Source organism: Pararhodobacter marinus (genome assembly GCF_003122215.1).
In the GTDB taxonomy this organism is placed as follows: domain Bacteria; phylum Pseudomonadota; class Alphaproteobacteria; order Rhodobacterales; family Rhodobacteraceae; genus Pararhodobacter; species Pararhodobacter marinus.
Window position 1 is genome coordinate 218,102 of the sequence record NZ_QEYD01000002.1, and the last position, 13,572, is coordinate 231,673.

At 66.9% G+C, this 13,572-nt stretch carries 14 protein-coding genes; 9 read left to right on the forward strand and 5 right to left on the reverse strand.

All coding sequences use genetic code 11. The features are described 5' to 3' along the window. Positions 1-14: 14 nt before the first annotated feature. Complete coding sequence (locus C4N9_RS03630; protein ID WP_109531937.1) at positions 15-782, reverse strand: DeoR/GlpR family DNA-binding transcription regulator; 768 nt, start codon at positions 780-782, stop codon at positions 15-17. Between the two features lie 185 nt (positions 783-967). Here C4N9_RS03630 and glpD point away from each other — a divergent pair, with 185 nt between their 5' ends. The 6 genes from glpD to C4N9_RS22220 all read left to right on the forward strand — a co-directional run bounded on the left by glpD (position 968) and on the right by C4N9_RS22220 (position 5,139). Beyond that, positions 968-2,536 (forward strand): glycerol-3-phosphate dehydrogenase, encoded by a 1,569-nt coding sequence (gene glpD / locus C4N9_RS03635; RefSeq protein ID WP_109531938.1) that lies wholly within the window; start codon positions 968-970, stop codon positions 2,534-2,536. Positions 2,537-2,638: 102 nt separating this feature from the next. Then, positions 2,639-3,154 (forward strand): peptidylprolyl isomerase, encoded by a 516-nt coding sequence (locus C4N9_RS03640; protein WP_109531939.1) that lies wholly within the window; start codon positions 2,639-2,641, stop codon positions 3,152-3,154. Continuing rightward, a complete protein-coding gene (locus tag C4N9_RS03645) occupies positions 3,141-3,722 on the forward strand; it encodes a peptidylprolyl isomerase (RefSeq protein ID WP_109531940.1) in 582 nt (193 codons plus the stop codon). Before C4N9_RS03640 ends, C4N9_RS03645 begins: the two co-directional genes overlap by 14 nt. A gap of 122 nt (positions 3,723-3,844) precedes the next feature. After that, the gene (locus C4N9_RS03650) at positions 3,845-4,216 is read left to right on the forward strand and encodes an NADH:ubiquinone oxidoreductase subunit NDUFA12 (protein WP_109532192.1); all 372 of its coding nucleotides are present in this window, start codon (positions 3,845-3,847) and stop codon (positions 4,214-4,216) included. A gap of 3 nt (positions 4,217-4,219) precedes the next feature. Further along, on the forward strand, positions 4,220-4,684 hold the full coding sequence (gene mlaD, locus C4N9_RS03655; protein WP_109531941.1) for an outer membrane lipid asymmetry maintenance protein MlaD: 465 nt from the start codon (positions 4,220-4,222) through the stop codon (positions 4,682-4,684). Next, positions 4,681-5,139, forward strand: coding sequence for a DUF2155 domain-containing protein (locus tag C4N9_RS22220; protein WP_245902444.1), 459 nt, complete (start codon positions 4,681-4,683; stop codon positions 5,137-5,139). Before mlaD ends, C4N9_RS22220 begins: the two co-directional genes overlap by 4 nt. On the opposite strand, the gene C4N9_RS03665 is transcribed toward C4N9_RS22220, so the two are convergent. Next, positions 5,126-6,913, reverse strand: coding sequence for an aminopeptidase P family protein (locus C4N9_RS03665; RefSeq protein ID WP_109531942.1), 1,788 nt, complete (start codon positions 6,911-6,913; stop codon positions 5,126-5,128). The two genes, C4N9_RS22220 and C4N9_RS03665, sit on opposite strands and share 14 nt — an antisense overlap. A 72-nt stretch (positions 6,914-6,985) precedes the next feature. Beyond that, complete coding sequence (cobT, locus tag C4N9_RS03670) at positions 6,986-8,860, reverse strand: cobaltochelatase subunit CobT (protein WP_109532194.1); 1,875 nt, start codon at positions 8,858-8,860, stop codon at positions 6,986-6,988. Positions 8,861-9,110: 250 nt separating this feature from the next. On the opposite strand from cobT, the gene C4N9_RS03675 reads away from it, so the two are divergent. Then, positions 9,111-9,698: an NADPH-dependent FMN reductase gene (locus C4N9_RS03675; RefSeq protein ID WP_109531943.1), complete on the forward strand. Its 588-nt coding sequence runs from the start codon at positions 9,111-9,113 to the stop codon at positions 9,696-9,698. Positions 9,699-9,833: 135 nt separating this feature from the next. Here C4N9_RS03675 and cobS read toward each other — a convergent pair whose 3' ends face one another. After that, positions 9,834-10,808 carry a cobaltochelatase subunit CobS gene (cobS, locus tag C4N9_RS03680; RefSeq protein WP_109531944.1) on the reverse strand — a complete coding sequence of 325 codons (975 nt, stop codon included), beginning with the start codon at positions 10,806-10,808 and terminating at the stop codon, positions 9,834-9,836. 241 nt (positions 10,809-11,049) lie between these two features. Between cobS and C4N9_RS03685 the strand changes: the two genes are divergently transcribed. Next, a complete protein-coding gene (locus tag C4N9_RS03685; RefSeq protein ID WP_109531945.1) occupies positions 11,050-11,985 on the forward strand; it encodes an AEC family transporter in 936 nt (311 codons plus the stop codon). An 8-nt stretch (positions 11,986-11,993) separates the two neighbouring features. Here the strand turns inward: C4N9_RS03685 and C4N9_RS03690 are convergent, their stop codons facing one another. Further along, on the reverse strand, positions 11,994-12,443 hold the full coding sequence (locus C4N9_RS03690) for a YtoQ family protein (RefSeq protein WP_109531946.1): 450 nt from the start codon (positions 12,441-12,443) through the stop codon (positions 11,994-11,996). Between the two features lie 116 nt (positions 12,444-12,559). Here C4N9_RS03690 and C4N9_RS03695 point away from each other — a divergent pair, with 116 nt between their 5' ends. Next, positions 12,560-13,531: a DUF808 domain-containing protein gene (locus C4N9_RS03695; protein ID WP_109531947.1), complete on the forward strand. Its 972-nt coding sequence runs from the start codon at positions 12,560-12,562 to the stop codon at positions 13,529-13,531. The last annotated feature ends 41 nt before the right edge of the window (positions 13,532-13,572 follow it).

The window sequence follows — 13,572 nt, forward strand, 5'->3', positions numbered from 1 at the left end:
GAAGGGCACCGGCCTCAGTCTGCAGCCCGCATCACCACCCGGGTTCCCCATTCCGCGCATTTCGCGGCCAGCGACGGGGGCAGGGGGCAATCGGTGAACACGGTGTCGATCACCCGAAGCGAGTCGATGCGCGCGGGCGCGGTGCGCGACAGCTTGCTGTGATCCACCACCAGCCATGTCCGCCGCGCCAGCGCGATCAGACGGCGGCTCGCATCGACCTCCTGGATGTCGTAATCCAGCATGTCGCCCTCGGCATCGAGCGCCGAGCAGCCGATCACCGCGATATCCACCTTGAACTGCCCCATCGCGTTCTGCGTGAGGGGGCCGGTCAGTCCACCATCCGAGCGCCTGAGCGCCCCCCCGGTGACGATCACTTGCGCCGCCGGGTTCTCGGCCAGGATATTCGCCACGTTCAGATTGTTGGTGACAACCATCAGCCCGTCATGGCGCCGCAATTCGCGCGCGACGGCCTCGGTCGTGGTGCCGATGGCGATGAAGATCGCGGCGTTATGCGGGATCGCCTCGGCACAGGCCCGGGCGAGGGCGCGCTTGCCGTCGGCATTCAGCGCCGCGCGGTCGTGATAGCCAATATTCGCCACGCCCGAGCGCAGGATCGCGCCGCCATGCACGCGTTCCAGCTCGCCCGCATCGTCCAGCTCGGCCAGGTCGCGGCGGATCGTCTGCGCCGTGACCCCGAACCGCGCGGCCAGATCGTCCACCGTGACCCGGCCTTCCGACCGGGCGATGTCGAGGATTTCGGGCAACCGAAAGCCCTGAGCCATGAGTCGCATCCTTTTGCGGCATTTTCGGATCGCATACCGCAGAACCGCGTTGTTTCCGTGAAAAACCCGCAGCATCCGGATCAATTTCGTCGCGCGCCCTGTTGAAACGTCACAAAAGCGCGTATAATCGCGCCTAAACGAACATTTTCGCGCCTCCCTCTGCGCGACTCGCCAGGAAGCCTCTCATGACCCCGTCATCCGACAGCGATCCGATCTATGACCTTGTCGTCATCGGCGGCGGCATCAATGGCTGCGGGATCGCCCGCGACGCGGCCGGTCGGGGGCTGAAGGTGCTGCTGGTGGAAAAGGGCGATCTGGCGGGCGCGACCTCGTCGGCCTCGACCAAGCTGTTTCATGGCGGGCTGCGCTATCTCGAATATTTCGAGATCGGTCTGGTGCGCAAAGCGCTGATCGAGCGGGAAGTGCTGTTGCGCGCGATGCCGCATATCTCGTGGCCGATGCGTTTCGTGCTGCCCTATCACAAGGACATGCGCTTCGACTCCGAGACGCCGACCTCGCGGCTTTTGTCGACGATCATGCCGTGGATGAAAGGCCGCCGCCCGCGCTGGCTGATCCGGCTGGGTCTGTTCCTGTACGATCATCTGGGCGGACGAAAGATCCTGCCCGCCACGCGCAAGCTGGATCTCGACCACGCGCCCGAAGGCGGCCCGCTGCAGGAGCATTTCAAGACCGCCTACGAATATTCGGATTGCTGGGTGCAGGATGCCCGCCTTGTCGTGCTCAATGCCCGCGATGCCGAGGGGCGCGGCGCAAGGGTGCTCACCCGTACCGCTGTGACCGAGGCGCGGGTCGAGGGCGATCACTGGCGCGTCAGCATGGGCGAGGACAGCGTCCGGGCCCGAGCCCTGGTCAATGCCGCGGGTCCCTGGGCGGCCGAGGTGGTGCGCGACGTCTTGCACAAGAATACCGGGGCCAGCATCCGGCTGGTGCGCGGTTCGCATATCGTCACGCGCAAGCTTTACGAGCACGACAAGGCGTATTTCTTTCAGGGTACGGACGGGCGCATCATCTTCGCCATTCCCTACGAGCAGGATTTCACCCTGATCGGCACGACGGATGCCGAGCATTCCGACCCCGACACGCCGCCCCGCTGCAGCGAGGAAGAACGGGACTATCTTTGCGCCTTCGCGTCCGGGTATTTCAAGCGCGCGGTCCGGCCCGAGGACGTGGTCTGGACCTATTCGGGCGTGCGCCCGCTCTACGATGACGGCGCGCGCAGCGCCACGGCGGCGACGCGGGATTACGTTCTGGACCTCGACACCAGCGCCGGCGCGCCGGTGCTCAACGTGTTCGGCGGCAAGATCACCACCTATCGCAAGCTTGCGGAATCGGCGCTGCACAAGCTTGCTGCGCATTTGCCGATGCAGGGCGACTGGACGGCAGGCGTGGCGCTGCCGGGGGGCGATTTCCCGGTCGACGGCGTGCCCGACCTGATCGCCGATCTGCGCGCCGATTACCCGTTCCTTACGCAACGCTGGGCGCGGCGGCTGGTGCAGGCCTATGGCACCGAAGCGCGGGCGATCCTGGGCGAGGCGGCCTCGGCCGACGATCTGGGCGCGGATTTCGGCGCGACCCTGACCGCGCGCGAAGTGGACTGGCTCATCGCGCATGAATACGCCCGCACCCCCGAGGACGTGCTGTGGCGGCGCGGCAAGCTGGGGCTGCATCTGGATGCGGGGCAGGTGGCCTGGCTCTCCGAGTACATGGCCCGCGCGCAGTCCCGGGCGGCGTGAGGCGCGAAGCCTGCTGATCCATCACGCGATTTTCGACAAAGTCCCGTTCCCCTCGGAGGCCGGGCGCGATAAGTTGCGCCAAATTCCCGAAAGGAGACCGGCATGGCCGAGATCAAGGACCCCGAAAACACCATCCTGATTGAACTCAAGGACGGCACCGTCACCATCGAGCTTCTGCCCGATATCGCGCCGCTGCACTGCGCGCGGATCAAGGAACTGGCGCGCGCCGGGGCCTATGACGGCGTGGTCTTTCACCGCGTGATCGACGGCTTCATGGCCCAGACCGGTGATGTCGAGCACGGCAATGCCGACAAGGACGGCTTCAACCTGCGCCGCGCGGGCACGGGCGGGTCGGATCTACCGGATCTGAAGCAGGAATTCTCGGGCGTCCCGCATGATCGCGGCACGCTGGGCGCCGCGCGCTCGCAGAATCCGAACTCGGCCAACAGCCAGTTCTTCATCAATTTCGGCGACAACCACTTTCTGAACCGTCAGTACACGGTCTACGGCCGTGTCATTTCCGGGATGGAGCATGTCGACGCGATCACGCGCGGCGAGCCGCCGGCGAACCCGGACAAGATGATCTCGATGAAAGTGGCTGCCGATGCTGCGTCGTAATCTCCTTCTGGCTGCGGCCTTCAGCCTGTTGCCGCTGGGCGTTGTCGCCCAGACCCAGCCGCCCGCCGATGCGCCCGAGCTGGTCATCCAGGTCGCGGGCGAGGCCAATGGCACGATCCGCATCGCCCTGCGCCCGGATCTGGCTCCGCAGCACGTTGCCCGCGTGATCGAACTCGCCGAAAGCGGCGCCTATGACGGCGTGGTGTTCCACCGCGTGATGTCGGGCTTCATGGCGCAGACCGGCGACGTGCAATATGGTCGCGCGGATGGCGACCGGTCGCGCGCGGGCTATGGCGGCTCGGACCTGCCCGACCTGCCGGCCGAGTTCAGCGACGAGCCCTTCGTGCGCGGCGTCGTGGGCATGGCCCGCGGCCAGTCGCCCAACTCGGCCAACAGCCAGTTCTTCATCATGTTCGACGAAGCCGCCTATCTGAATGGCCAGTACACCGTGCTGGGTCAGGTGGTCGACGGGCTCGACGTGCTGGACCAGATCAAGCTGGGCCGCGGTCAGAACGGCGCTGTTCTGGGTGAACCCGACGTGATGGTCGACGTGTCTGTCGTGCAATAACGCCCGTCTGAAAGGGGCGGGGAAACCCGCCCCACCGGCTTCGCCGCGATGCGGCGGGGCTTTATTTTCCACCCGACTTGGTTCATATGTCGGGGCAAATGCAGATCCTCGGGGGCCGCGCCATGAAATTCCTGCTTCGCATCCTGACATGGTGGAACAGCCAGACCATCGGCACGCAGCTTTTCACCTGGCGCAAGGGCGTCAAGGTGGGCGAGGACAGCCAGGGCAACGTGTTCTACCGCACCGCCGACGGCAAGCGCCGCTGGGTGATCTATAACGGGGAAACCGAAGCCTCACGCATCGACCCGGAATGGCATGGCTGGCTGCACAATACCTGGGACGAGCCGCCGAGCGAGCGTCCGCTGCCGCGCAAGAGCTGGGAAAAGCCCCATCACGAGAATCTCACCGGCACGATGGCCGCTTACGCCCCGCCGGGATCCATTCGCAATGCTCCGGTCGAGCGCCGCGACTACGAAGCCTGGCAGCCCGAGTAACCGATGGCTTATCGCGCCTGGGAGGTCGCGCTGGGGGCCGTGGTCATGGCCGCCGCGATCGTGTTCGTGGTGTTCGCCCTGCGCAGCACCGGCACCGTGCTGACCCAATCCGACAGCTACGACCTGCATGCCTCGTTCCGCTCGGCCGAGGGTGTGCGCCCGGGCACCGAGGTCCGGCTGGGCGGCGTGAAGATCGGCAGCGTCACGGCGTTGACGCTCGACCCGCAGAGCTTTCGCGCGCAGCTGACCGTGGCGATCCAGCAGGATCTGGCCCTGCCGCTCGATTCGACGATCCAGGTGGCGTCCGAGGGCATCCTGGGCGGCACCTTCGTGGAAATCCTGCCCGGCGGCGATTTCGACAACCTGCAGCCCGGCGACAGCTTTCAGGACACCCAGAGTGCGGTCAGCCTGATCACCCTGTTGCTGCGCGCCTTCACCGGCTCGGACGCTTCGGAGGTCGCGCAATGATCCGCGCAAGCCTTACCGCCGTCGCCCTCACCGCCCTTGCGCTGATCGCCGCCCCGGCGGCGCAGGCGCAGGTCGAATGGCGCCCGCTGGGCGACGGCCCGGTGGAATGGACCCCGCTCGGCGCGGGCGAAGCGGCGCAGGGCCAGCGTCCCGAGGGACCGCAGATGTCAACCGGGACGCAGGCCGTGCTGCGCGGGCTCGACAAGGTGTCGGGCGAAGTCGAGGACCTGCCCGTCGCGGTGGGCGACACGGTGACGTTCGGACGGCTCTCGGTCGCGCTGACCGCTTGCCGTTACCCGGCGGACAATCCGGCGTCGGATGCCTTCGCCTTCCTCACGATCAGCGATACCCGCAGCGACGAGCGGGTGTTCCAGGGCTGGATGATCGGGTCGAGCCCGGCTTTGAACGCGCTCGACCATCCCCGTTACGATATCTGGGTGCTCAGCTGCTCCTGAGCGGCGCGCAGGCCTGTTCCAGCCATGTCCGCGCTTCGGGCGAGACCAGCGGCGACAGCTCGGCCTCGACCCAGGCGTGATAGGCATCGAGCCACGCGGTCTCGTCCCCGGTCAGCATCTCGGCCACGATCAGCCGCTTGTCGATCGGGCAGAGCGTGATCGTTTCGAAATCCAGCATCTTGCGATTGTCGCCCATGGGCGCGGCCTCGCGCACGATGACGAGGTTCTCGATGCGGATGCCCCAGCCCCCGGCGCGGTAATAGCCCGGCTCGTTCGACAGGATCATCCCCGGCTGCAGCGGCAGGGTCGAGACCCGGCTGATCCGCGCGGGCCCTTCATGCACGCTGAGCGCCGCGCCGACGCCGTGCCCGGTGCCATGATCGAAATCCTGACCTGCCAGCCACAGCGGATAGCGCGCCAGCGCGTCCAGATGGCCCCCGGCCACGCCGCGCGGGAACCGGGCGCGGCTCAGCGCGATCATGCCCTGCAGGACACGGGTATAGGCATCGCGGCGCTCGGCCTCGACGACGCCCACCGGCAGGGTGCGGGTGATGTCGGTTGTGCCGTCGGGATATTGCCCGCCCGAATCGATCAGGAACAGATCGCCCGGTTCCAGCCGCCGGTTGGTCTCTTCGGTCACGCGGTAATGGTTGATCGCCGCGTTGGGGCCGGTCGAGGAAATGGAATCGAAGCTCAGATCCAGCAAGTCGCCCGTTGCCGCGCGGCATTCTTCCAGCTTGCGCGCCATATCGATTTCCGTCAGCCCCGCCAGCGCGTTGGCATCGAACCAGCTCAGGAACTCGACCATCGCCGCGCCGTCGCGCCGATGCGCCGCGCGCATCCCGTCCAGCTCGGCCGGGTTCTTCATCGCCTTGGCCATCAGGCAGGGATCGGCGCCCGCCACGCCGTCGGCCAGGGCCGTCTTGACCGCGACGGGCGCGGTCGCCGGGTCAAAGCGGGTAGCGCCATTGAGCGCGCGCAGGGCTTCGGGAAAGTCCGAAACAGCGCGCCGCGCAACCCCGTCTTCTTCGGGGATCTGCGAAACCTTGGCTGGGTCGATGAACAGATCGAGCCGCGCATCGTCGTGCAGGATCGCGAAACCCTGCACCACCGGGTTGCGGATGATGTCCGAACCGCGCCAGTTCATCAGCCAGGCCAGACTGTCGGCCAGCGTGACCACGCTCGCGGCAACACCATCGCGCTTCAGTCCCGCGGCCAGCTCGGCGCGCTTGTCGGCGGCGGATTTCCCGGCCAGGCTCAGGGGATGCTCGCGCACGGCACCCGCCGCAGGCGCGGGCTGTTCGGGCCAGACCGCATCCAGCGGATTGCTCTCGACCGCCCGAAGGGTCAGGCCGCTTCCCGCCAGCCCCTTTTCGATCCGGTCGATTTCATCGGGGGTATGCAGCCACGGATCGAAGCCGATCACCGCGCCTTCGGGCGCATGTTCGCGCAGCCAGTCGGCGGGCTGGATCTCGGGCCAGTCGACCGGGGTGAAATCGGGGATCGCGATCTGATCGCGTACCTGCAGCCGGTAGCGGCCATCGACGAACACCCCCGCGATGTCGGGCAGCACGATGCAGAACCCGGCCGAGCCGGTGAAGCCCGTCAGCCAGCCAAGCCGCGCGTCGTGGTCGCTGACATATTCCCCCTGATGCGCGTCCGAGCGCGGAACGATGAAACCGCCGAGGCCCCGCGCGTCCAGTTCGTTGCGCAACGCGGCCAGCCGGGGCGGGCCGTCCGAAGGGCGGGTCGAGGCGGTATAGGTCTGGAACATGGCTGTCTCGCGTCCGTAGGGTCAGAAAGGCCCGGCGCGGGCCGTCAGGATCAGAAGTTGGGGCGCAGGGGCTCAGCGTCGGGCCATTGCGCTCATCCCCATCACCCGCGCCCGCGCGCGGGGATCGGAGTCGAACAGGGCCGCAAGCTGCTCGGTCATCGCGCCCGCCAGCTGCTCGACATCGGTGATCGTCACCGCGCGTTCGTAATAGCGGGTCACATCGTGGCCGATGCCGATGGCCAGCAGTTCCACCGCCTTGCGCTTTTCCACCATCGCGATCACGTCGCGCAGGTGTTTTTCTAGGAAATTCGCGGCGTTGACGGACAGCGTGCTGTCATCGACCGGCGCCCCGTCCGAGATGACCATCAGGATCTTGCGCTGCTCGCGCCGCGCCAACATCCGCCGATAGGCCCATTCCAGCGCCTCGCCGTCGATGTTTTCCTTCAGCAGGCCCTCTTTCATCATCAGGCCCAGATTGTCGCGCACCCGCCGCCACGGCGCGTCGGCGCCCTTGTAGACGATGTGGCGCAGGTCGTTCAGACGGCCCGGCGATTGCTTGCGACCCTCGGCCAGCCATTGCTCGCGGCTCTGACCGCCCTTCCAGGCGCGGGTGGTGAAGCCCAGGATCTCGACCTTGACCTGGCAGCGTTCCAGCGTGCGGGCCAGGACATCGGCGCAGATGGCCGCGATCGAGATCGGACGGCCGCGCATCGAGCCGGAATTGTCCAACAGAAGCGTCACGCAGGTATCGCGGAACTCGGTGTCCTTTTCCCACTTGAAAGACAAAGGCGTGGTCGGGTTCGCCACCACGCGCGCCAGCCGCCCGGCATCGAGGATGCCTTCCTCCTTGTCGAATTCCCAGCTGCGGTTCTGCTGCGCCTGCAGACGGCGCTGCAACTTGTTGGCAAGCCGGCTCACCGCGCCTTTCAGGGGTTCAAGCTGCTGGTCCAAATAGGCGCGCAGACGTTCCAGCTCGGCGGGTTCGGCCAGATCCTCGGCGGCGATTTCCTCGTCGAATTTCGTGGTGAAGACGGCATAGGTCGGGTCGGCATCCGAAACGGGCTGCGGCGCGGGCGGCTCGGGCGGAGCCTCGGCCTGCGGCATCTCGGTCTCTTCGGACATCTCGTCCTCGGACTGGTCGTCCATGACCGTCTCGGTCTCGGCCGTTTCTTCCTGCGGGCCGTCCTCCGACTGCTCGGTCTCGTCCTGCTGGCTGTCGTCGTCGCCCTGCGATTCGGGATCGTCGGCGGCTTCTTCCTGCTCGTCCTCGTCGCCCTCGGGCTCGTCGCCCATATCGTCGGGATCGTCCCCCAACTGGTCGCCGTAGCCCAGATCCTCGATCACCTTGCGGGCGAGCTTGGCAAAGCTGGTCTGATCGCTCAGCGCCTCGTCCAGCGTCTCCAGCGTGCCGCTCGCCTGCTGCTCGAAGAAGGGCCGCCACATCTCGGCCACCGTCTCGGCGCCCTTGGGCAGGGGCCGGCCCGAGGCCATCTCGCGGATCAGATACCCGGCCGCGACAGAAAGCGGCGCCTCGGCCTGGCTGCGGATCTGCGCGTAGCCCTTGCGCTCGGCCTCGTGCGCGATGCGGGCATCGATATTCGACGCGGTGCCGGGCATGTGCTGCGCGCCCACGGCTTCGCAGCGGGCGGTTTCCATCGCTTCGTAAAGATCGCGCGCCATCTGGCCCTGCGGCATGTAGCGGGCATGGACGCCGTCATCGTGATAGCGCCGCTTCATCGCGAAACTGTCCGCCGTGCCCCGCGCCAGCAACACCTCGTCGCGGGTCATGCGGCGGGTGATCTGCGGCAGGCGCATCGACTCCTTGGTCATGCCCGGGGGGTCGACGGTGAAGCTGACCGCGACGTCGGGATCGTTCGACAGCGTGCGCGTCGCTTCGGTCAGCGCCTTCTTGAACGGATCGGCGGGGTTGTCGGAGTTCTTCTGCATCGCGTCGCGGGGACCATTCGGCAATTGGAGGGGGAAGCGCGGCAAGGGCGCGCGCTCCTTTGCTGACAGGTAAATCATTCAAGCGCGATGGGAACAAGAGGCGACCGCCCAAGCCGCCGGCGCGACGCTCCGGTGGCGGATTTGCACGGATGCACAGCGCGTGTGCGAGTCTGGGGAACTGACAATCTCCCCTTGAGCGCCGATCTGTACGCCAAGCAAGCAACCACCGACCAACCGACAGGAGTTTCCCATGTCCAATCCCCGGATTGCCGTCATCATCAGCTCGACCCGCGACTCGCGTTTCGGCGACACCCCCGCCAAGTGGATCCTCGCCAAGGCGCAGGAACTGCATCCGGACTGGGATGTCGAGCTGGTCGACCTGAAAGACTACGACCTGCCGCTCTTCAACGAGATGGCCTCGAATGCGTGGATGCCCTCGTCGGACCCCAAGGCGGTCGCGTGGCAGAAGAAAGTGGGCGAGTTCGACGGCTATATCTTCGTGCTGGCCGAATATAACCGCTCGATCACCGGCGCCCTGAAGAACGCTCTGGACCAGGCCTATGTCGAGTGGAACCGCAAGGCCTTTGGCATCGTCGGCTACGGGGCCCTCGGCGCGGCACGCGCGGCCGAGCACATGCGCACCATCGGTGTCGAGCTGCAAATGGCCTCGACCCGCGCGGCCGTCCATATCGCCGGCGCCGATTTCTTCGCCGTCCACCCGCTGGGCCAGCAGAACAAGCCGATGACCGATATCGAAGCCACGATCGGCGACTCGGCCAAGGCGATGCTGGGCGAGCTGGACTGGTGGACCCGCGCCACCAAGGCCGCGCGCGGCTGACACGACCTCGTTTGTAACGCGTGACGGCGGCCCTTCGGGGCCGCCTTTTTCATCGGGCGACGCCAGGAAACGCGACCCGCAAACGACAAACGCCCGCCTGAGGCGGGCGTTGGGAAAAGTCGTGATGCGGAAAGCTTAGCCCAGAGCGACCGAGGCGGCGCTTTCGGGCAGTTCCTCGCCAAAGCAGCGCTGATAGAACTCGGCCACCGTCTGACGCTCGAGCTCGTCGCATTTGTTGAGGAAGGTCAGGCGGAAGGCATAGCCGATATTGCGGAAGATGCGCGCGTTCTCGGCCCAGTTGATGACCGTCCGGGGCGACATGACGGTCGAAAGCTGGCCCTTCATGAAAGCCGTGCGCGTGAGATCCGCCACGGTGACCATCTGGCTGATTTCCTGCCGGCCCTTGGCATTGTTGTAATGCGGGTTCTTGGCCAGCACGATCGCACTTTCGGCGTCATGGCTCAGGTAGTTCAGCGTGGCGACGAGGGACCAGCGGTCCATCTGCGCCTGGTTGATCTGCTGCGTGCCATGATACAGGCCCGTCGTATCGCCCAGACCCACGGTGTTGGCCGTCGCGAACAGGCGGAAGGCGGGGTGGGGCGTGATGATCTCGTTCTGATCCAGAAGCGTCAGCTTGCCGTCATGCTCCAGCACGCGCTGGATCACGAACATCACGTCCGCGCGGCCTGCATCGTATTCGTCGAACACGATGGCGCAGGGGTTGCGCAGCGCCCAGGGCAGGATGCCTTCGTGGAACTCGGTCACCTGCTTGCCGTCGCGCAGCTTGATCGCGTCCTTGCCGATCAGGTCGATCCGGCTGATATGGCTGTCGAGGTTGACGCGGACCGTCGGCCAGTTCAGCCGCGCCGCAACCTGCTCGATATGGGTCGATTTCCCGGTGCCGTGATAGCCCTGGATCATCACCCGGCGGTTATAGGTGAAACCGGCAAGGATCGCGAGCGTGGTGTCGGGATCGAACTTGTAGGTCGGGTCCAGGGCGGGCACCCGGTCCGAGCTTTCGGCGAACGCTTTCACCTTCATGTCGGTGTCGATGCCGAAGACCTCGCGGACATCCAGTTCCTCGGTCGGTTTCGCATTCGTGTCGAGCATGGAGATCGCCTTTGTTCTTACGCGGGCGCGCGGTTCGCATACAGGCCGCGCGGTCTGGGGTTTTGTGGAGCATTCCTGCGCCCGGTGCAAGAGGGCGCCCCGCAGCGAAACCCGCTCGCCTCGGGCCGGGGCACCGCATGTCCCCCGCGGCATGGCCCCCGCGCTTGTCCCCGGGGGCGACAGGGCCTAGCTTCCCCCGGTGCGGCGATTCCGCCCGGTCCCGATATCCGAAGGCTTCCCCATGTCCCTGATCCTGCCGATTCTTCCGGTGCTGTTGCTCGTGGGCGCCGGTTACGCGCTGCGCGCCAGCGGCACCATCGCCCAGCCGCTCTGGGCCGGCATCGACATGCTGGGGTTCCGGCTGCTGATCCCCGCGATGGTCGTCCATGCGATCTATCACGCCGATCTGGGCGAGGTGGCCGCCGGTCCTTTCGTGCCGCTGCTCGTGGTCGCGCTGACGCTCGTGGCGCTCGGCGCCTTCCTGTTGCGGCTTGTCATGCCGGGCCTGCCCGATGCCAGCTTCACGACAATCTTCCAGACCGGCACGCGCTGGAACGCCTTCATCGCCCTCAGCGCCGCCGAGCAATTCGCCGGACGCGAGGCGCTGGCCTGGCTGGCCGTGGCGATGGCCGCCACCATCGCCGTCATCAACATGGTGAACATCCTCGTGCTCGAGATCTGGGGCACGCCGCCTGAAGGTGCGCGCACCGGGCTCGGGGCGATGTTTCACAGCGTGTTCCGCAACCCGATGGTGCAGGCCTCGCTTCTGGGGCTGGCGCTGAACCTGTTCGCGGTTCCGGTGCCCGAGGTCCTGATGAACACGCTGGGGATGGCGGCAGCCGCGGCGCTGCCGGTGGGGCTGCTCTGCGTGGGCGCCGGGCTGATGCCGCGGCGGCTCGTGTCGGCCTCGGCGCCGATGTGGGCGGGGCTGATGCTGCGCCCGGTCATCGCGCCGCTGATCTTCGCCGCCGGGGCCTGGGCCCTGGGATTGTCGCACGCGGCCTTCCTGGCCGGCGCCTTCGTGCTTGCGGTGCCGGCGGCGGCCAACGGCTATGTCGTGGCGCGGCAGATGGGGGGCGATGCGGAGCTCTACGCGGCGATCCTGACCTGGCAGACGCTGCTCTGCCTGCCGATGCTGCCGCTGGTCGCCTTCCTTGCGGACCGGCTGAGCGCCTGAGCCCGGTCTCAGCCGGGCAGGGCGCCCGTCAGGACGTAGCGCAGGATCTCGACCACCTGCACGGGATCGCGCGCGACGGCCAGCGCGGCGGCATCCACTTCCTTGAGGGCATGGTCATGCTCGGGGCGCTGCAACACGATCAGCGATTTTCCCAGCGCGGCGGCATAGCCCGCGTCGAAGGCCGCGTTCCACTGCTTGTACTGCTCGCCGAAGCGCACGACGACGACATCCGCATCGGCGATGCCTTTCCGCGTGCGGATCGCGTTGACCATAGCGCCCTTGTGGTCGTGCCAGAACTTGGTGTCCTCGGCGCCCAGGATCGCCACGCCGCAATCGTCCGAGGCCGCGTGATCGGTCACGGGCCCGCTGAAGACCACGTCCAGCCCCTCGGCCCCGGCGGTGATCTGCTCGCGCCAGTCGGTGTGAATCTCGCCGCTCAGATAGACGGACAGGGTCATGACGTGCTCCTCGCTCTGCTCGGCCTTCCCTAGCAGCGCGCGCCCGGCGGGTCGAGCCGCGCTTGACAGCCCCCCGCTTGCCCCTACCTTGGCCGCAGAAAACGGACGGGGCGGATATGAGCGGACTTCTGGCGCTACTCGATGACGTGGCGGGCATCGCCAAGGTGGCCGCGGCCCAGATCGACGACATCGCCGGACAGGCGGCCAAGGCGGGCGCGAAGGCGGCGGGGGCGGTGATCGACGACGCGGCCGTGACGCCGAAATACGTCCACGGCTTCGCCCCTGCGCGCGAGTTGCCCATCGTCGGCAAGATCGCCCTCGGCTCGATCCGCAACAAGCTGCTGATCTTGCTGCCCGCGGCGCTGCTGCTGTCGGCTTTCGCACCCTGGCTGATCACGCCGCTTCTGATGCTGGGCGGTTCGTATCTGTGCTTTGAGGGGGCCGAGAAGGTCTATCACCTGTTCCGCCCGCACGCGCCCCATGCCGATGGACAGGTGCGCGACGTCAATCCCGAGCATCTGGAGGAACAGAAGGTCAAAGGCGCGATCAAGACCGATTTCATCCTCTCGGCCGAGATCATGACCATCATCCTGTCCAATCTCGACCCCGATCAGGGCATCTGGATCGAAGCGGCGGCGCTCGCCATTGCCGGGATCGGGATCACCGTGGCCGTCTATGGCGGGGTTGCGCTGATCGTGAAGGCCGATGATTTCGGCCTGTGGCTGGCGCGGGTGGGCAACCTGTCGGGGACCCGCGCGCTGGGACGCGGCATCGTGCGCTTCATGCCGTGGTTCATGAAGGCGCTGATGGTGGTGGGCACGGCGGCGATGATCTGGGTCGGCGGCTCGATCATCCTGCACGGGCTCGATGTCTTCGGATTGCACGCGCCCTATGACTGGATCCACCACCAGGCCGAGGCCGTGGCCCAGGCCGTGGCCCGCTGGGAAGGTTTCGTCGCCTGGGCGGTGACCGCGTTCTTCGACGGGATCTTCGGGCTGGCCTACGGGCTCTTGCTGATCCCGCTGGCCACCTGGGTGATCAACCCGGTGATCGGCGCGCTGACCGGCGGCAACAAGCCCGCGCATTGAGCATTTGCCACGCCGCCCCTGAGCGTGCTTGACTGACCCCG

Excerpts from the sequence above, each read along its gene's own strand:
- C4N9_RS03630 (WP_109531937.1), bottom strand. The coding sequence starts at position 782 with ATGGCTCAGGGCTTTCGGTTGCCCGAAATCCTCGACATCGCCCGGTCG.
- glpD (WP_109531938.1), top strand. The coding sequence starts at position 968 with ATGACCCCGTCATCCGACAGCGATCCGATCTATGACCTTGTCGTCATC.
- C4N9_RS03640 (WP_109531939.1), top strand. The coding sequence starts at position 2,639 with ATGGCCGAGATCAAGGACCCCGAAAACACCATCCTGATTGAACTCAAG.
- C4N9_RS03645 (WP_109531940.1), top strand. The coding sequence starts at position 3,141 with ATGCTGCGTCGTAATCTCCTTCTGGCTGCGGCCTTCAGCCTGTTGCCG.
- C4N9_RS03650 (WP_109532192.1), top strand. The coding sequence starts at position 3,845 with ATGAAATTCCTGCTTCGCATCCTGACATGGTGGAACAGCCAGACCATC.
- mlaD (WP_109531941.1), top strand. The coding sequence starts at position 4,220 with ATGGCTTATCGCGCCTGGGAGGTCGCGCTGGGGGCCGTGGTCATGGCC.
- C4N9_RS22220 (WP_245902444.1), top strand. The coding sequence starts at position 4,681 with ATGATCCGCGCAAGCCTTACCGCCGTCGCCCTCACCGCCCTTGCGCTG.
- C4N9_RS03665 (WP_109531942.1), bottom strand. The coding sequence starts at position 6,913 with ATGTTCCAGACCTATACCGCCTCGACCCGCCCTTCGGACGGCCCGCCC.
- cobT (WP_109532194.1), bottom strand. The coding sequence starts at position 8,860 with ATGCAGAAGAACTCCGACAACCCCGCCGATCCGTTCAAGAAGGCGCTG.
- C4N9_RS03675 (WP_109531943.1), top strand. The coding sequence starts at position 9,111 with ATGTCCAATCCCCGGATTGCCGTCATCATCAGCTCGACCCGCGACTCG.
- cobS (WP_109531944.1), bottom strand. The coding sequence starts at position 10,808 with ATGCTCGACACGAATGCGAAACCGACCGAGGAACTGGATGTCCGCGAG.
- C4N9_RS03685 (WP_109531945.1), top strand. The coding sequence starts at position 11,050 with ATGTCCCTGATCCTGCCGATTCTTCCGGTGCTGTTGCTCGTGGGCGCC.
- C4N9_RS03690 (WP_109531946.1), bottom strand. The coding sequence starts at position 12,443 with ATGACCCTGTCCGTCTATCTGAGCGGCGAGATTCACACCGACTGGCGC.
- C4N9_RS03695 (WP_109531947.1), top strand. The coding sequence starts at position 12,560 with ATGAGCGGACTTCTGGCGCTACTCGATGACGTGGCGGGCATCGCCAAG.